Genomic DNA, 19,518 nt, shown 5'->3' on the forward strand with positions numbered 1-19,518 from the left:
CGGCCATGACCGCGCATCCCCTCTCCGCCGGGCAGGAAGCCCTGTGGCTCGCCCACCAGCTCGACCCGGACAGTCCCGCCTACAACGTCGTCCTCGCCGTACGGCTGCGCGGTGCCCTGCGCGTCGACGTGCTCCAGGAGGCGCTGACCGCGCTCGTGGCCCGCCACGAACTGCTGCGCTCCCGCTTCCCCGGCACCGACGACGGGCCCGTGCGCCGCGTCGGGGCGGCACAGTCCGTCCGCCTCGACGTCCGCGAGACACCGGACGCCGACGACGCCGGCCTCTTCCGGCTCGCCACACTGGCCGGCGAGGAGCCCTTCCGGCTCACCGCCCAGGGGGCCTTCCGCGCGGTCCTGCTGCGCCGGACCCCCGAGGACGCCGTCCTCGTCACGGCCACCCATCACATCGTCAGCGACGCCACGTCCCAATGGCTCCTGCTGCGCGACCTGTTCACGGAGTACGGGACCCGCACCGGCCGGCCGGCCGGACCGGGGGCGGCACCCGACACCGCCCCCGCACCTTCGGGTGGCTGGGACGAACAGGTCAGCGCCGAGCGGGAGTTCGTGGCCTCGGCGCGGGGCGCGCGAGCGGTGGCGCACTGGCGGGAGGTGTGCGCGGGGCTGCGGGCCGCCGTGCTGCCCACCGACCGGCCGCGTCCCGCGCACCGCACGCTCCGCGGCGCCACCCATGAACTCGACTGGCAGCCGGACGTCTCACGGCGGCTGCGGGAGACCGCCGCCGCACGCGGGCTGACCCCGTTCGCCTGGCTGCTCGGCACCTTCCAGGCCGCCCTGCACCGCTCCGGCTGCGGTGACGGCTTCCTCGTCGGCTGCCCCGCCACCACCCGCCTCACCCCGGCCACCCGGCAGGCCGTCGGCTACTACGTCAACGCCCTGCCGACCGCGGCCCGCTTCACCCCCGCGACGACCCTGCTGGAGACGATCGCGTCCGCGCAGGACCAGCTCCGCCGGGGTCTCTCGCACGCCCGCTACCCGGTCGAACTGCTGGGCGGCGGCCCGCTGTTCCGGATCTCCTGCACCCTCGTCGCCGCCGACCGGCTGCCCGTCGAGGGCCTGTACGAGGGCCCGGTGCGCCTCGGCGGACTGCGCGCCGAACTGGTCGACGTGCCGCAGCAGGAGGGCCAGCTCGACCTGACCGTGGAGATCCTCCAGGACTCCCGCGGCTTCAAGGCGGTCCTGCGCTATCGCAGGGACCTCTTCGACGCCGCCACCGTCGAACGGTTCGGCGAGACCTGGCGGTGTCTGCTGGACGCCTCCCTGGACGCCCCGGACACCGCCGTGGCCGACGTCGGGCTCGTCGCCCACGACGACGACCTGGCGTTCCTGCTGGCGCTCGGATCGGGGGCGGCATGAGCGAGAGCCTGCGCAGGCAACTGCCCGACGGACCCGCCGTGTGGTGCACCAACGGCCCCGCCGCTGTCGCGATGTGGCGCGAGATGCTGCCGCCCGGCGCCTACCACCGGGCGGCCGGACGGCTGCGGCCCGGTGACACCGTTGTCGACATCGGCGCCAACATCGGGCTGATGTCGGTGTACTGCGCCCGGACCCGGCCCGGCGTCCACGTCCTGGCCGCCGAGCCCGTACCCGCCCTGCACGCCTGTCTGGAGCGCAACCTCGCCGAGCACGCGGCCCCCGGCTGGCGGACCGAGTGCGCGGCCGTCTCCGACCGTCCCGGCCTGCTGAGCTTCACCTACTACCCCGAGGCGCCCGGCAACTCGGGACTGCACGCCGACCCGGACGCCGACGACGAGATCACCCTGACCTTCCTGCGCAACAGCGGGGTCGACCCCGAGGACGCGGCCGAACTGGTCGAGGGGCTGCACGAGGGCGTCGAGCTGACCGTGCCCGCCGTCACCGTCTCCGAGCTGCTGCGACGGCACGGCGTCGAGCGGGTCGACCTGCTCAAGGTGGACGTGGAGCGCGCCGAGCTGGAGGTGCTGCGCGGCGTCGAGGAGGAGCACTGGCCCCTCGTCGGCGCGGTGGTCGCCGAGGTGCACGACGAGGACGGCCGGCTGGCCGCCGTACGGGAGCTGCTGACGGCGCACGGGTTCACCGTCGACGTGCGGCAGGACCCGCTGCTCGCGGACACCGTGCTGTACGACGTCGAGGCCCTGCGGGCCGTATAGGGCGCATATAGCGGCGGAACCCACCATCGCTGCATCACCGAAAGGCTCCGCAGAGAGGGAACCCCATGCTGATCCTCCGACGCACCGACGTGACGGACGTCCTGTCCGGCCGGGAGACGGAGATCATCGACCTCGTCGCCGACACCTACCGGCTGCACGACGAGGGCCGCACGTCCCTGCCGCACTCGACGTTCCTGCGCTTCCCCGAGGAGCAGCACGCCCGCGACCGGATCATCGGACTGCCCGCCTACCGGGGCGGTGAGCGGCCGGCCGCCGGGATGAAGTGGATCGCCTCCTTCCCCGGCAACGTGGCCGCCGGCACCGAGCGGGCCAGTGCCGCGATCCTCCTCAACTCCCTCGACCACGGGCGCCCGGTGGCCCTCGTCGAGGGCGCGGTGGTCTCCGCCAAGCGGACCGCGGCGAGCGCCGCCCTGGCCGCCGCCGAGCTCACCGCCGAACGCCCGCCCGCCTCCGTGCTGCTGGTCGGCTGCGGGGTCATCAACCTGGAGATCCTGCGCTTCCTCACGGCCGCCCTGCCCGGGCTCACCGAGGCCGCCCTGTACGACACCGACCCGGTGCGCGCCGAGGAGTTCGCCGCCCGCTGCCAGGAGGCGGCGTCCGCGGTGAAGGCCCACCCGGTCACCGACCTCGCCGCGGCGCTCGGCGAGCACCGGCTGGTCTCGCTGGCCACCACGGCCGCGACCCCGCACCTGGACCTGACCGCCTGCGGCCCCGACACCACCGTCCTGCACGTCTCCCTGCGCGACCTGACCGCCGAGACGATCCTCGGCGCGGTCAACGTCGTCGACGACACCGACCACGTGTGCCGCGAGCGCACCTCCCTCGACCTCGCCCAGCAGGTCACGGGCGACCGGGAGTTCGTCGCCGCCGAGATCGGGGCGCTGCTGCGGGGCCGCGTGCGGCTCGCCCGCACGCCCGAACGGCCCGTCGTGTACTCGCCGTTCGGCCTCGGCGTGCTGGACATAGCGCTCGCCGAGTACGTGCGCGAGGAGGCCGAACGGCGTGGCCTCGGCGTCCGCGTCGAGGACTTCCTGCCGGCCTGAGCGCCGCCGCCCCGCCCGTTTTCCGCACCGACACCCACCATCCGTATGCCCGAAGGAGCAGTCATGACCGCCGAGCAGCAGAACGAAGGCCCCCGTCAGCGCGTGGTGTTCAACGACGAGGAGCAGTACTCGCTGTGGCCCGCCGCCCGCGAGCTGCCCGCCGGCTGGCACGCCGAGGGCACCGAGGGCTCCCGCGAGGAGTGCCTGGCCCGGATCGCCGAGGTGTGGACCGACATGCGTCCGCTGAGCCTGCGCCGCCGCATGCACGAGTCCTCCGCGGCCTGAGTCGCGCCGCCCTCCACCCAGGTCTGTGACAGGAGTTGCCGTGAACGCCGAACTGCTTCCGGAACGCTTCGCCGAGCAGGCGTTCCGTACGCCCCACGCCGTCGCCGTCGTCGACGGCGAGCGGGCGGTGACGTACGACGAGCTGGACCGCGCGTCCGCTCGCATGGCCCGCCTCCTCGGGGACCTGGGCGCCGGGCCCGAGACGCTCGTCGGGGTGAGCCTGCCCCGCGGCCTCGGCCTGGTGGTCGCGCTGCTGGGCGTGTGGCGGGCGGGCGCCGGCTACGTGCCGCTCGACCCGGCCCAGCCCACCGCCCGGCTGACCTCGCTGATCCGCGAGTCGGGGGCCGGGCTGGTGCTCGCCGGACCGGAACTGGAGCACCCGGTGACCGAGGCGGGCGCCCGCCGCGTCGACCCCGACGCGGCCCGCGAACTCCCGGACGCCGGCGCGCCGTTGCCCGCCGCCGACCCGGACGGTGTCGCGTACGCCATCTTCACCTCCGGCTCGACCGGCAAGCCCAAGGCCGTCGCCGTCACCCACGCGGGCATCGCCAACCGGGTCGGCTGGACGGTCGAGCGGCACGCCCTGGGCGCGGGGGACCGGGTGCTGCAGAAGACCACCGTCGGCTTCGACGCGGCCGGCTGGGAGATCTTCGCTCCGCTGGTCGGCGGCGGCACGGTGGTGCTCGCCCCGGCCGGCGCCGAACGCGACCCGGCCGGGCTGCTGCGGGCCGTCGCCGAGCACGGCGTCACCGTGCTCCAGGTCGTGCCCTCGGTGCTGCGGCTGCTGGTGGAGGAGGGCGACTGGAGCGGTTGCGGATCGCTCCGGCTGCTGTTCTCCGCGGGCGAGGCCCTGCACGCCGAACTCGTCGCGCGCGTACGGGAGCTGGCGGGCCCGGAGCTGGAGGTGTGGAACACCTACGGCCCCACCGAGTGCTCCATCGACGTCACCGCCTTCGCGGCCGACCCCGCCGTCACGAGCGGGCCCGTCCCGATCGGGCGCCCCCTGCCCGGCCTGAAGGTGCTCGTCCTCGACCCGTCCGGCACGCCCGTGCCGGTCGGCGTCCCCGGTGAGCTGTACGTCGGCGGCGTCGGCGTCGCCCGCGGGTACGCGGGCCGGCCCGACCTGACCGCCGAGCGCTTCGTGCCCGACCCGTACGAGTCCGGGGCCCGGCTCTACCGCACCGGGGACCAGGTGCGCTGGCGGGCCGACCGCACGCTGGAGTACCTCGGCCGCCTGGACCACCAGGTCAAGGTGAACGGCGTCCGCATCGAACCCGGTGAGGTCGAGGCCGCCCTCGCCGCGCACCCCTCGGTCACCGGTGCCGTCGTGGTGCCGTACCAGGGCGAGGACGGCGGCAGGCGGCTCGCGGCGCACCTGACGGCCGACGGCCCCGCGCCCGGCTCTGCCGAGCTGCGGGCCTTCCTCGCCGAGCGGCTGCCCGAGAGCCATGTGCCGTCCTTCTTCCACGTCTTGGACGCCTTCCCGCTGCTGCCGAGCGGCAAGGCGGACCGTGCCGCGCTGCCCACGCCGGCCGAGATCGTCGCCGCCTCGCGGGCCGGTTCCGTCGCCCCGCGCGACGCGGCGGAGGAACTGGTCGCCGGGGTCTGGGCGGAGCTGCTGGGCCGCGCACAGGTGGGCGCGCTCGACGACTTCTTCGCGCTCGGCGGCACCTCGCTGCAACTGACCCGGCTCGCCGCCCGGCTGCGCGCGGCCTCCGGCGAGAAGATCTCCCTGCGCGGGCTGTTCGGCGCGACGACGGTCGAGGCCCAGGCGCGACTGCTGGGCGTGCCGGGCGCGGGCGGCCCCTCGGCTGCCGCCGGTGACGGTGCCAGAGGGTCCGCTGCTGCCGCCGCCGCTGACGGTGCGGGGACGTCCGCCGCTGCCGCCGGGTCCGAGGGGACGTCCGTCGACGACGAGCCCCCCGTCCTCCCCGTCGCCCGCACCGCCGAACTCCCCCTCTCCTCCGGCCAGCGCCGCCTGTGGTTCCTGGACCGGATGCACCCCGGCAGCCCCGAATGGGTCGCCCCGCTCTTCCTGCGGCTGCCCGCCGGGCTCGGCCCGGCCGACGTGAGCGCCGCCCTGGACGCGCTGGCGGCCCGCCACGAGCCGCTGCGCACCCGGTACCTCGCCGAGGGCGGCGAGGTACGGCAGGTGATCGACGCCCCCGGCACCGCCGGGGTCGAGCTGCGGGTCGAGGACGCGGGCCGGGACGAGGTGTCCGGGCTGTTCGCCGAGCAGTTCGCCCAGGGCTTCGACCTGGCCGAGGGGCCGCTGTGGCGGGCCCTGCTGGTGCGGCTGCCCGGCGAGGACCACCTGCTGCTGCTGACCCTGCACCACATCACCTGCGACGGCTGGTCCACGGTCGTCCTGGAGCAGGAGCTGCGCGAGCTGTGCGCGGCCCGCACGCAGGGCCGCGCGCCCGGGCTGCCCGCCCTGGAGCTCCAGTACGCCGACTACGGGGCCTGGCAGCACGCCCGGCTCACCGAGGAGTTCGTCGAGGGGGAGCTCGCGCACTGGCGGGCCGCCCTCGACGGCGTCGAACCCGTGGAGCTGCCCGCCGACCGGCCCCGCCCGGCGGTCCGCGACCCGCGCGGCGCGGTCGTGCCGCTGCGGGTGCCCGAGCGGACCGCGGCCGCCCTGACCGAGCTCGGCCGCCGGCACGGGGCCACACCGTTCATGACGCTGCTGACCGCGTACGCCACCCTCGTCGCCCGCTGGAGCGGCCGCTGGGACGTGCCGGTCGGCACCCCGGTGGCGGGGCGCACCCGGCCCGAGACCGAGCACATGGTCGGCTTCTTCCTCAACTCGCTCGTCGTGCGCTGCGGTCTGACCCCGGACCTGGGCTTCGCCGAGGCCCTGGTCAGGGTCAGGGACGCGGCCCGCGCCGCCTTCGTCCACCAGGAGCTGCCCTTCGAGCGGCTGGTCGACGAGCTCCAGCCGGAGCGCGACCTGTCCCGCACCCCGCTCTACCAGGTCGCCTTCGACCTGCACAGCGAGGGCGTGACCAGTGTCGTCACCGAGGACGCGGACCTGGCCGCGTTCACCGAGGCCTGGCAGGTCGCCAAGACCGACCTGTCGCTGTTCATGCGGCAGACCCCCGAGGGCGCCCTGGACGGCGTCCTGGAGTACGCCACCTCGCTGTTCGACCGGGGCACCGCCGCACGCATGGCGGGCCACTTCCTCACCCTCCTCGACCAGGTCGCCGCCCGTCCGGACACCCCGCTCGGCGCCCTCGACCTGCTCGGCGAGCAGGAGCGCCGGCAGCTCCTGCACGGCTGGAACGACACCGCCTGGGAGCCCGACGGGCGCACCGTCCTCGAACGCTTCGAGGAGCGGGCCCGAAGCCACCCCGACCGCACCGCCCTCGCCTTCGGCGAACGGACCGTCTCCTACGGCGAACTGGACGCCGCCGCCAACCGGCTCGCCCAACATCTGCGCACCCTGTGCGTGGGCGCCGAGCGCCGGGTCGCCGTCCTGCTCGACCGGAGCCCCGAACTGGTCACCGCCCTGCTCGCGGTGTGGAAGGCGGGCGGCGCCTATGTGCCGGTCGACCCGTCCTACCCGGCGGAGCGCGTCGCCGCGATGTGCCGGGCGGCCGGGGTGCGCACCGCGGTCACCTCGTCGGCGTACGAGCAGCGCTTCGCCGGGGTGGAGCCCCTGCGGGTGCTGCGGCTCGACACCGACGCCGCCGAGATCGCCGTACGGCCCGCCGCCGCGCCCGCGCGGGACCGGGACCCGGACCGGCTCGCCTACGTGATCTTCACCTCCGGCTCGACCGGTGTCCCCAAGGGCGTCGAGGTCACCCAGCGGGGCCTCGCCAACCATGTGGCGTGGGCCGCGCGGGACCTCGCCGGACGGGACTACGGCGGTGCCGCGCTGTTCTCCTCGGTCGCCTTCGACCTGGTCGTCCCCAACCTGTGGGCGCCCCTGGTCACCGGCCAGCGGCTGTTCCTGCTGCCGCAGGACACCGACATGTCGGAGCTCGGCAAGCGGCTGTCGGAAGCGGCCCCCTTCAGCTTCCTCAAGCTGACCCCGGGCCATCTCGACATCCTCGCCCACCAGTTGTCCCCCGCGCAGGCGGGCTCGCTGACCCCGCTCACCGTGGTGGCGGGCGAACCGTTCACCCGGGCCGCGCTGGAGCGCTGGCGGGAGCTCGCCCCCGACATGCTGCTCCTCAACGAGTACGGCCCCACCGAGGCCTCCGTGGGCACGTCCGTCTTCCCGGTGCCGCAGGACGAGGCCGAACCGGTCCCCGACGTCCTGCCCATCGGCCGCCCCCTGCCCGGCATGACCATGTACGTCCTCGACCCGGCCCTGGAGCCGGTCCCGGTCGGTGTCGCGGGCGAGCTGTACGTCGGCGGCACGGGCGTGGCCCGCGGGTACGCCGGCCGGCCCGAGCTGACGGCCGAGCGGTTCGTGCCCGACCCCTACGGCGCCGCCGGTGCCCGGCTGTACCGCACCGGGGACCTGGTGCGGCGGCTGCCGGACGGGCACGTGGCCTTCCTGGGCCGGCTCGACGACCAGGTCAAGATCCGCGGCTACCGCGTCGAACCCGGCGAGATCCGGGCCGTCGTGGAGGAGCACCCCGAGATCCGGGAGGCCGTGGTGGTCGTCCACCGTCCCGAGACCGGCGAACCGGCCCTGGCCTGCTACGCCGTCCCGGCCGTGCCCGGCGCCGACCTGCCCGACCTCGCCGCGCGTCTCGCGGCCCGGCTGCCGGAGTACATGATCCCGGCGACCTTCACCGCGCTCGACGCGATCCCGGTCAACGCCAACGGCAAGGTCGACCGACGGGCCCTGCCCGAACCGGGCCGCCGCGAGGACGGGCCCGCGCACGTGGCGCCGGACGGGCCCGTGGAGGAGCGGATCGCCGGGGTCTGGACCGAACTGCTCGGCGTGCAGGCCTCCGCGCACGACAACTTCTTCCACATCGGGGGCAACTCGATCCTCGCGATCCGGCTCATCTCCCGCATCCAGCAGGAGTTCGGCATCGACTTCGCCGTCCGCACGGTCTTCGAGGGCCCCACGATCTCCCAGCTCGCCGCGACGGTCACCGAACGGGTCATGGCCGAGGTGGCGGCGCTGTCCGACAGCGAGCTGCTGTCCGAGGCCGCCGGGACCGCGGAGGCCCCCGCGACCGGCGGCGCACCGCAGACCACCGTCCGCCCCCACACCGCATCGCACACCGAGGAGCAGCAGGCATGAGCACCGGGGAAATGGAGAGGCCCGTCGTGACGGGCGGCGGCGACGGTGGTTCCGGTACCGAGGCCGACGCGCTGCGCGCGGAGTTGCTGAGGCGCCGTCTCGCGGGCCGCGGTGCCGCCGCCCCGCGCCGCGCGGAGATACCCCGCGCCGACCGCACCGCCGCGCTGCCGCTGTCGTACGGGCAGCAGCAGATGTGGTTCCTCAGCCGGCTGGAGCCGGACAGCCCGGAGTACCTGGTGCCGCTGGTGCTGCGGCTGCGCGGCGCCCTGGACACCGAGGCGCTGGAACGGGCCTGGCAGGGGGTGGTCGACCGGCACGAGATCCTGCGCACCCGCTACGAACTGGCCGGCGACGAGCCCGTGCAGGTCGTCGACGCGCCGCGGCCGCTGCCCCTCGCGCACGCCACGGCCGCCGACGACGCCGGGGTGCGGGCCCTCGTCGAGGCCGACCTGGCCCGCACCTTCGACCTGGCCCGCGACTGGCCCGTGCGCGGCCGGCTCGTCCGGGTCGGCGAGGACGAGCACGTCCTCGCGGTCGTCTTCCACCACATCGCCTGCGACGCCTGGTCCACCCAGGTCTTCGGCCAGGAGCTGAGCGAGCTGTACACGGGCGCCGCCCCGGCCCCGCTCGCCGTGCAGTACGCCGACTACGCGGCCTGGCAGCGCACGACGATGACCGAGGAGGTCGTCGCCCGGCACCTCGACCACTGGCGGAACGCGCTCGCCGACCTGCCGCCGCTGGAGCTGCCCACCGACCGGCCCCGCCCGCCGGTCCGCGACGGCGCCGGCGACACGGTCCCCTTCGCGGTGCCCGGCCCGCTCGCCGCCCGCCTGCGGCAGTTGGCCGCCGACCGGGACAGCACGCTGTTCATGCTGTTCCTGGCCGCCTGGCAGACCCTGCTGTCCCGGCACACCGGACGCACCGACATCGCGGTGGGCACCGTGGTCTCCGGGCGCGGCCGCCCCGAGCTCCAGCAGCTCATCGGCTACGGCATCAACAGCCTGGTGATGCGCGGCGACCTCGGCGGCGACCCGTCCTTCACCGGCCTGCTGGCCCGCACCCGCGCCACGGTCCTGGACGCCTACGACCACCAGGACGTGGCCTTCGCCCAGGTCGTCGAGGCCCTCGCTCCCGAACGCGACCTGTCGCGCACCCCGCTCTTCCAGGTCGCCTTCACCCTGCACGGCGACCGCGGCGCCGCCTTCGACCTGCCCGGCGTCGACGCGGAGCCCTTCGCGGGCTCCGGCGGGGTCGCCAAGTTCGACCTCGACCTCCAGGTCCGCGAGGGCGCCGACGGCTCGCTCGGCGGCCAACTGGAGTACGCCACCGCCCTGTTCGACCGTACGACGATCGAGCGCCTCGCCGGCCACCTGGTCCGGCTGCTGCACGCGGTCGCCGACGCCCCCGAGGCCCCGCTGTCCGCGCTGGAGATCCTGGACGAGCAGGAGCGGGCCGTGCTGCTCGGCCCGCCCCGCGAGCAGGCCCCGGTGACCCGGCGCGTGCACGAGCTGTTCGCCGAGCAGGCCGCCCGCACCCCGCACCGCACCGCCCTGTCCTTCGAGGGCACCCATCTGACCTACGCCGAGCTCGACGCCCGCGCCAACCGTGTCGCGCACGCCCTGATCGCCAAGGGTGTCGGCCCGGAGACCCTGGTCGGCCTGAGCCTGGAGCGGGGCATCGAGCTGATCCCCGCCCTCCTCGGCATCCTCAAGTCCGGTGCCGGCTACCTGCCGCTGGACCCGGCCAACCCGGCCGACCGCCTCGCCTACATCGTCGAGGACGCCCAGGCCCCGGTGGTCGTCACCGTCTCGGACCACGCCCACCTCTTCGACGTGGACCTGCTGCTCCTTGACCGGGACCCGCTGGACGGCCTGCCCGGCACCGACCCGGGCGTCCCGGGCAGCCCCGAGAACCTGATCTACACGATCTACACCTCCGGCTCCACCGGCCGCCCCAAGGGCGTCGCCCTCACCCACGCCAACGTCGCCCGCCTCCTGGCGCGCGGCCACGAGCACTACGCCTTCGCCGAGACCGACGTGTGGCCGCTGTTCCACAGCTACGCCTTCGACGTCTCGGTGTGGGAGATGTGGGGCGCGCTGCTGTTCGGCGGCCGCCTGGTCGTCGTCCCGCAGGCCGTGACGCGGTCGCCGGAGGAGTTCCTGGACCTGCTGGTCCGGGAGCAGGTCACCGTCCTCAACCAGACGCCGACCGCGTTCCGTGCGCTGGTGGACACCGACGCCGAGCTGTCGCTGCGCGCGGTCGTCTTCGCCGGCGAGAAGCTGGAGGTCTCCGAACTGCGGCCGTTCGCCGAGCGGTTCGGCCTGGACCGGGTGGCCCTGGTCAACATGTACGGGATCACCGAGACCACCGTCCACACCACCTACCACCGCATCACCGGGGCGGACCTCGACCCGCGGGCCGGCAACCCCGTCGGCCACCCGCTCGCCGACCTCCGCGTCTACCTGCTGGACGCGCACGCCCGCCCGGTCCCGGTCGGCGTGCCCGGCGAGATGTACGTGGCCGGGCCCGGCGTGGCCCGCGGCTACCTCAACCGGCCGCGCCTGACCGCCGAACGGTTCGTCCCCGACCCGTACGGCCCGCCCGGCTCCCGGCTCTACCGGAGCGGCGACCTGGCGCGCCGGCTGCCCGACGGCAGCCTGGAGTTCCTCGGCCGCATGGACGACCAGGTCAAGATCCGCGGCTTCCGCATCGAGCTCGGCGAGATCGAGACCGCGCTGGCCGGCCACCCGGACGTGCGGGACGCGGTCGTCCTGGTCCGCGAGGACACCCCGGGCGACAAGCGCCTGGTCGCGTGGGTGACCCCGGCCGCGGACACCGCGCCCGAGCCCGGCGCGCTCCGCTCCCACCTGGCGGCCCGACTGCCCGAGTACATGGTCCCGGCCGCCTTCGTCGCCCTGGACGCGCTGCCGCTGACCACCAACGGCAAGCTCGACAAGCGGGCCCTGCCCGCCCCCGGCCAGGAGGCCCTCGGCGGCGCCGCCTTCGTCGCCCCGCGCACGGTCGCCGAGGAACGCGTCGCCGAGGTCTGGGCGGACGTGCTGGGCCTGGAGCGGGTCGGCGTCGAGGACGGGTTCTTCGAGCTGGGCGGCCACTCCATCCGCGCGGTCACCCTGGTCGGACGACTGCGCGCGATCGGCTACGACCTCGCCGTGCGGGACGTCTTCGAGCACCGCACGGTCGCCCGGATCGCCGAGCTGGTCACCGGGCGCCCGGCCCCCGCCGACGCCGACCGCACCGTCGAGCCGTACGCGCTGATCGGCGCCGAGGACCGGGCGAAGCTCCCGGCGGACGGCCTGGTGGACGCCTACCCGCTGTCCCAGGTGCAGCTCGGCATGGTCGTCGAGATGCTCACCGACGACGGCAAGCACCCGTACCACAACGTCACCTCCTTCCGGATCCGCGACGAGCGCCCCTTCGACCAGGACGCGCTGCGTGCGGCCGCCGCGCGGGTCGTCGCCCGGCACGAGGCCCTGCGCACCTCCTTCGACCTGACCGGCTACTCGGTCCCCCTCCAACTGGTGCACGCCGACGCCGAGATGCCGGTCGGCGCCCGCGACCTCTCCCACCTCGGCCAGGACGAACTCCTCGCCTGCCTGCGGGAGTTCACCGAGCAGGAGCGGGCCCGGCTGTTCGACCTGGCGACCCCGCCGCTGCTGCGGCTGCACGCGCACACCGCCGGCGACGGCAGTTGGTGGATCACCAACACCGAGTGCCACGCGATCCTCGACGGCTGGAGCCACCACTCGCTGCTCATGGAGGTGCTCCAGGAGTACGACCGGCTGGTGGACGGCACCGACGCCCCGGAGCCGGAGCGCGCGGCCGTGCGGTTCGCCGACTTCGTCGCCGCCGAACTGGAGGTCCTCGACTCCGGGGACTCCCGCGCCTACTGGCAGTCCGTCGTCGACGGGTACGCCCGGCTCGCCGTGCCCGCCCCCTGGCGCGGAGCCCCGGACGACACCGGCGCCCCCTACCGCGTCCCGGTCCCCTTCCACGACCTGGAGGACCGCCTGCGCGCCCTGGCCGCCAAGGCCGGCGCCTCCCTCAAGAGCGTGCTGCACGCGGCCCATCTCAAGACGTTGAGCATGCTCACCGAGGAGGACCGCTTCTTCTCCGGCCTGGTCTGCAACGCCCGGCCCGAGGTCCTCGGCGCCGACCGCGTCTACGGCATGCACCTCAACACGCTGCCCTTCGCCCACGACCGCACGGCGGCCGGCACCTGGCGCGAGCTGGTGGCCTCGGTGTTCGCCCGCGAGGTCGAGCTGTGGCCGCACCGCACCTACCCGATGCCGGTCATCCAGCGCGAACTCGCCGACGGCGAACGGCTGATCGACATGCGGTTCAGCTACCACGACTTCGACCAGGTCGACCGCGCCCAGGTCGACTACCTGGCCAGCATCGACGACAGCCCCACCGAGTTCCCGCTCGGCGTCTCCGCCCGCGTCGGACACCTCGTCCTGACCGCCTCCCCGCGCGCCCTGAGCCGCACCGGCACGGACCGCCTCGCGCAGATGCTGCGCCAGGTCCTCGAGGCCATGGCCGCCGACCCGGAGGGCGACGCCCGCGCCACCTTCCTGCCGGAGGGCGAGCGGGAGCGCCAGCTCGTCGAGTGGAACGACACCGCCCACGAGGCCGAGACCGCCACCGTCCTCCAGCTCTTCGAGACGCAGGCGGCACGCACCCCGCGGGCGGCGGCGGTACGGCACGCCGGCGGCTCCCTGTCGTACGGCGAACTCGACCGGCGGGCCAACCAGTTGGCGCACCTCCTGCGCGAGCGGGGCGTCAGGCCCGAGTCCCGTGTCCTGGTCCGGCTGGACCGCGGCCCGGAGCTGCTGACCGCGCTGCTCGCGGTGTGGAAGGCGGGCGGCGCCTACGTGCCGGTGGACCCGTCGTATCCGGACGCCCGGGTGGCCGCGATGGGCGAGGCGTCCGCCGCGGTGGCCACGCTCACCGAACTCCCGGACCTCACGGGCCGGCCCGCCGCGGCCCCGGCCCGCCGCGACGACCTCGACACGCTGGCGTACGTCATCTTCACCTCGGGCTCGACCGGCGTCCCCAAGGGCGTCGAGGTCACCCACCGGGGCCTGGTCAACCACGTGGCCTGGGCGGCCCGCGAGCTCGCCCCGCACGGCACCGGCGGGGCCCCGCTGTTCTCCTCCGTCGCCTTCGACCTGGTCGTCCCCAACCTGTGGGCCCCGCTGGTCACCGGCCAGGCGGTGCACACCGTCGGCCAGGACGTCGACATGGCCGACCTGGGCGAACACCTGGCGGCCGCGGGCCCGTTCAGCTTCGTCAAGCTGACGCCGGGACACCTGGACGTGCTGGCCCAGCAGCTCACCGCCGACCAGGCGGCCGCCCTGGCGCCGGTCCTGGTGGTGGCGGGCGAGGCCTTCACCCGCGCCACCCTGGAACGCTGGCGCGCCCTGGCTCCGGGGACCCGTCTGATCAACGAGTACGGTCCCACCGAGGCGTCCGTCGGATCGACCGTCTTCCCGGTTCCGGAGGACTGCGCCCTCGACGTCCTGCCGATCGGGCGCCCGCTGCCGAACATGCGGGTGTACGTGCTGGACTCGGCGATGCGGCCGGTGCCGGTCGGGGTGGCCGGGGAGCTGTATGTCGGCGGGACGGGTGTCGCCCGTGGGTACGCGGGCCGGCCGGACCTGACGGCGGAGCGGTTCCTGCCGGACCCCTTCGGTCCCGGCCGCCTGTACCGGACCGGCGACCTCGTCCGCCAACTGCCTGACGGGAACGTGGAGTTCCTCGGTCGTATCGACGACCAGGTCAAGATCCGCGGCTACCGGATCGAGCTCGGCGAGATCCAGGCCGTCCTCACCGAGCACCCCGCCGTCCGCGAGGCGTTCGTGACGACGTACGACGGTGAGCTCGCCGCCTACTACGCCCCCGCCGAGGCCGCCCCCGACGCCGTACGGGCACACCTGGGCGACCGGCTGCCCGAGTACATGGTCCCGGCCGCCCTGCTCCCCCTTCCGGCGCTGCCCCTCAACGCCAACGGCAAGGTCGACCGGCGGGCCCTGCCCGCCCCCGACACCGCAGAGGCCGCCGACGACGGGTACATCGCCCCGCGCACGGTGACCGAGGAGCGCATCGCCGAGGTGTGGGCGCAGGTCCTCGGCCTCGAACGGGTTGGTGTCGAGGACGGGTTCTTCGAGATCGGCGGGCACTCCATCCGGGCCGTGGCCCTGGTCGGGGCCCTGCGCGCGGCCGGCTTCGACATCGGGGTCCGGGACGTCTTCGAGCACCGTACGGTCGCCGAGCTCGCCGAGTTCCTCACCGGGCGCCCCGCGCGCACCGAGGTGGATGTGCCCGTCGAGCGGTTCGCGCTGATCGCGGACGGGGACCGGGCCGCGCTGCCGGCCGACGCGGTGGACGCCTACCCGCTGACCCAGGTGCAGCTCGGCATGGTGCTGGAGATGCTGGCGGACGACCGGCACGCCTACCACAACGTGTCGTCGTTCCGGATCACCGAGTCCGTGCCGTTCTCCGCCGCCGCCCTGCGCGCCGCCGCCGTCACGGTCGCCGCCCGGCACGAGATGCTGCGCACCTCCTTCCACCTCGACGGCTTCTCGCAGCCGCTCCAGGTCGTGCACGCGGAGGCCGGGATCCCGGTCGCCGTCCACGACCTGCGGGGCCTGGACAAGGCCGCGCTCGACACCGCGGTGGAGACCTTCGTCGCCGCCGAGCGCGCCGACCTCTTCGACCTGGAGCACGCCCCGCTGCTGCGCATGACCGCGCACGTCGAGGACGACGGCTGGCGGCTCGGACTGACCGTCTGCCACGCCATCACCGAAGGCTGGAGCCACCGCGCACTGCTCATGGAACTGCTGGACGAGTACCGGCGGGTGCGCGACGGCGCCGAGCGGGTCACCGTGGCGGCACCGCAGGTGCGGTACGCGGACTTCGTCGCCGCCGAACTGCGGTCACTGGAATCGGAGACCGACCGCGACCACTGGCAGCACGTCACCGGCGGACACGCCCGCTTCTCCCTGCCGTCCGCCTGGGCCGGCGACCGCACCGCCGAGCGCGAGCGGTTCCGGGTCGCGGTCGCGCTCAGGCCCTTCGACGCCGGGCTGCGCGCCCTGGCCGCCCGGGCCCGCGTCTCGATCAAGAGCGTGCTGCTCGCCGCCCACCTCAGGACACTGAGCCTGCTCACCGAGGAGGACCGCTTCCACTCCGGGCTGGTCTTCAGCGCCCGCCCCGAGGCACCGGGCGCCGACCGGGTCTACGGCATGTACCTCAACACGCTGCCGTTCGCCTTCGACGCCGACCGCGACCGCACCTGGGAGGAGCTCGTCCGCGAGGTCTTCGCCCACGAGGCCGGCATGTGGGAGCACCGCCGCTACCCGATGCCGGCGATCCAGCACGACGCCGGCGTGGAGCGCCTGCTCGACGTCCGCTTCAGCTACCAGGACTTCGACCACGTCGACACCGACCGCGTCGACCTGGACGCCAGCTCCGGCGAGGGCGCCACCGAGTTCGACCTGGCGGTCTCCGCGGTCTCCGGGTACCTGCTGATGACCACCCACACCCACGCCCTGTCCCGGGCGAACGCCGACCGCCTGACCGCGCTGTACGCGGCCGTCCTGGACGCGATGACCAAGGACCCCTCCGGTGACGCCCGTGCGGTCCCGCTGGCCGACGACGAACTCCACCGCCAGCTCGTCGAGTGGAACGACACCGCCCACGAGGCCGAGACCGCCGACGTGCTCCGGCTCTTCGAGGCCCAGGCGGCCCGGGTCCCGGCCGCGCCCGCCGTCACCCTGGGCGAGCGGACCCTGTCGTACGCCGAGCTCGACGCCCATGCCAACCGGCTGGCGCACGCCCTGCGGGCCAGGGGCGTGGACGCCGAGGCCCGGGTGGCGGTCCAGCTCGACCGTGGCCCCGACCTGATCGCCGCGCTGCTCGCGGTGTGGAAGGCGGGCGGCGCCTACGTACCGGTCGACCCGTCCTACCCGGCCGAGCGGGTCGCCGCGATCGTGCGGACCGCGGGCGCCCGGGTGGCGGTGACCTCGCAGGCGTACGCGGACCGTTTCGACGGCACGGACGTGCTGTTCGCCTCGACGGCCGGTGAGGGGATGCCTGTTGAGGCCCCCGCCCGCCGCGACGACCTGGACGCGCTGGCCTACGTCATCTTCACGTCCGGTTCGACCGGCGTCCCCAAGGGCGTCGAGGTGCCGCACCGCGGCCTGGTCAACCACGTGGCCTGGGCGGCCCGCGAGCTGGCCTCCCGGGGGACCGGCGGGGCGCCGATGTTCTCCTCGGTCGCCTTCGACCTGATCGTCCCCAACCTGTGGGGTCCCCTGGTCACCGGCCAGCGCGTCTTCACCGTCGCGCAGGACACCGCTCCGGCGGACCTGGGCCGCGCGCTGCTCGCCGGAGCCCCGTACAGCTTCGTCAAGCTGACCCCGGGCCATCTCGACCTGCTCGCCGAACAGCTCACCACCGAGCAGGCGGACGAGCTGGCCGCGGTGACGGTCGTCGCGGGCGAGGCCCTGCCGGGCACCACCGCGGACCGTTCGCTGGACATCCTCGGACCGGGCCGCCTGATCAACGAGTACGGCCCCACGGAGGCCTCCGTCGGCTCCACGGTCTTCCCGGTCACCGAACCGGTCGGCCGCGAGGTCGTCCCGATCGGGCGCCCGCTGCCGAACATGCGGGTGTACGTGCTGGACTCGGCGATGCGGCCGGTCCCGGTCGGGGTGGCCGGGGAGCTGTACGTCGGCGGTACCGGGGTGGCCCGTGGGTACGCGGGCCGGCCGGACCTGACGGCCGAGCGGTTCCTGCCGGACCCCTTCGGTCCCGGCCGCCTGTACCGGACCGGCGACCTGGTCCGCCAACTGCCGGACGGGAACGTGGAGTTCCTGGGCCGTATCGACGACCAGGTCAAGATCCGCGGCTACCGGATCGAGCTCGGCGAGATCCAGTCGGTGCTGACCGGACACCCGGCGGTGCGCGAGGCGTTCGTCTCCGTGCACGAGCCGGTGCCGGGGGACCGGCGCCTGGTCGCGTACTGGACCGGCACCGGGGCGTCGCCGGAGGACCTCGCCGCGCACTGCGCGCTGCGGCTCCCCGACTACATGGTCCCCGCGGCCTTCATCGCCCTGGACGCCCTGCCGCTGAACGCCAACGGCAAGGTCGACCGGCGCGCCCTGCCCGCCCCCGACCGGGGCGACCTGCGCACGGGCACCGACCACGTACCGCCGCGCACCCCGACCGAGAAGGCCCTCGCGGCCATCTGGAGCGAGGTCCTCGGCGTCGAGCAGATCGGCGTCCACGACCGCTTCTTCGACCTCGGCGGCCACTCGCTGCTGATGATCAAGGTGCTGGCCGCGGCCCGCGCGACGGGGCTCGCCATCTCGATCTACCGGATGTACCAGCACGACACGTTGATCGAGCTGGCGGCCGCGGTGGACGAGGACATGCAGGACGCGGCACCCGGGACCCCAGCGGTCGAGGAACCTGCGGTCGAGGCAGCGGCGGTCGAGGCACCGGCGTTCGAGCCGGCGGTGGAGGTGCCGGAGGCCGAGGCCCCCGCCACGGTCGAGGCCCCCGCCACGGTGGAGGTGCCCGCCGAGCTGCTGTCCCGGCTGCTCGCCCAGGCCGGCGGGGAGGCGGCCGCCGAGGTCGCCGCCCTGCTCCCGCCGCGGGCTCCGGCCGTCGAGGGCATCGACGCCGTCATGGCCGACCACCACGTCCCCGGTGTCGCCCTCGCCGTCATCCGCGACGGCAAGGTCGTGGCCGTGGAGGGGCACGGCGTGCTCGCCGCGGGCACCGAGGTGCCCGTGTCCACGCGAACCCTGTTCCAGGTCGGCTCGATCAGCAAGCACGTGACCGCGCTGGGCGTGCTGCGCCTGGTGGACGAGGGGGTTTTCGACCTCGACACGGACATCTCGACCTACCTCACGGGCTGGCAGCTCGCCGACGACCCGCAGGCCCCGGGGCCGGTGACCGTACGGCACCTGCTCGGGCACCGCGCCGGGCTCGCCCGCCACCGCAGCGTCGGCTTCCGGCCCGGCGAGGAGCTGCCCACGCTCCTCGACCTGCTGGAGGGCAGGCCCCCGGTGACCACGCCGAGGGTGCGGCGCGAACTGCCGCCGGGAGAGGTGTTCCGCAAGAGCAGCACGCACTACTGGGTGCTCCAGCAGGTCCTTGAGGACGCCACCGGCGAGGCCTTCGAACCGCTGATGCGGCGCCTGGTCCTGGACCCGCTCGATCTCGCCGACACCAGCTTCGACCAGGACCACCCGCACACCGCGGGCCTGCCCGTGGCCCTCGGCCACGACGCCCACGGCACCCCCCTCAAGGGCGGCTGGCGGCGCCGGGCCCACCTCGCGGCGGCGGGCCTGTGGACGACGGCGGCCGACGCCGCCCGGTTCACCCTCGCCGTACGCGACGCGCTGCTCGGCGCACCCGGCGCACCCGTCCCGCAGGCCCTGGCCAGGGAGCTGCTGGCGGGCGAGACCGGCACCTTCTACGGGCTGGGCACGATCGTCGACGACAGCGGCGACGACCTGGAGTTCGGCCACGGGGGCGAGCCGACCGGCTACTGGAACATGGCGATCAGCCGCCTGCACGCCGGGACCGGCTTCGTCGCGCTGACCAACGCCGACTCGGGCAAGGCCGTCGTCAAGCACCTCACCGCCGAACTGGGCCGTCAGGACGGCACGTTCGGGCAGGGGCGGCTGGCCGGCGACTGGCGTGCCGCGGGCGACTCCGACGACCTTCCGGCCGTCCTCGCCCCGGTCGTCACCGACGAGGAGCGGGCATGACCCGCGGCCCCT

At 74.8% G+C, this 19,518-nt stretch carries 6 protein-coding genes; all 6 read left to right on the plus strand.

Annotated features, from left to right (window positions below):
- Window positions 1-5 precede the first annotated feature (5 nt).
- The 6 genes from ACZ66S_RS18780 (at window position 6) to ACZ66S_RS18805 (ending at window position 19,506) form a co-directional block, all read left to right on the plus strand.
- Entirely contained in the window at window positions 6-1,373 is a 1,368-nt protein-coding gene (locus tag ACZ66S_RS18780; RefSeq protein ID WP_469902620.1) for a condensation domain-containing protein, read from the plus strand.
- Window positions 1,370-2,146 carry an FkbM family methyltransferase gene (locus ACZ66S_RS18785; RefSeq protein ID WP_469902621.1) on the plus strand — a complete coding sequence of 259 codons (777 nt, stop codon included), beginning with the start codon at window positions 1,370-1,372 and terminating at the stop codon, window positions 2,144-2,146. Before ACZ66S_RS18780 ends, ACZ66S_RS18785 begins: the two co-directional genes overlap by 4 nt.
- 65 nt (window positions 2,147-2,211) lie before the next feature.
- Window positions 2,212-3,210 (plus strand): 2,3-diaminopropionate biosynthesis protein SbnB, encoded by a 999-nt coding sequence (gene sbnB, locus ACZ66S_RS18790; RefSeq protein ID WP_469902622.1) that lies wholly within the window; start codon window positions 2,212-2,214, stop codon window positions 3,208-3,210.
- A 63-nt stretch (window positions 3,211-3,273) separates the two neighbouring features.
- Window positions 3,274-3,495 (plus strand): MbtH family protein, encoded by a 222-nt coding sequence (locus ACZ66S_RS18795; protein ID WP_469902623.1) that lies wholly within the window; start codon window positions 3,274-3,276, stop codon window positions 3,493-3,495.
- A 40-nt stretch (window positions 3,496-3,535) separates the two neighbouring features.
- Window positions 3,536-8,701: an amino acid adenylation domain-containing protein gene (locus ACZ66S_RS18800; protein WP_469902624.1), complete on the plus strand. Its 5,166-nt coding sequence runs from the start codon at window positions 3,536-3,538 to the stop codon at window positions 8,699-8,701.
- The gene (locus ACZ66S_RS18805) at window positions 8,698-19,506 is read left to right on the plus strand and encodes a non-ribosomal peptide synthetase (RefSeq protein ID WP_469902625.1); all 10,809 of its coding nucleotides are present in this window, start codon (window positions 8,698-8,700) and stop codon (window positions 19,504-19,506) included. The genes ACZ66S_RS18800 and ACZ66S_RS18805 overlap by 4 nt, the downstream gene beginning before the upstream one ends.
- The last annotated feature ends 12 nt before the right edge of the window (window positions 19,507-19,518 follow it).

The sequence above is a fragment of the Streptomyces sp. NPDC107471 genome (genome assembly GCF_055582845.1).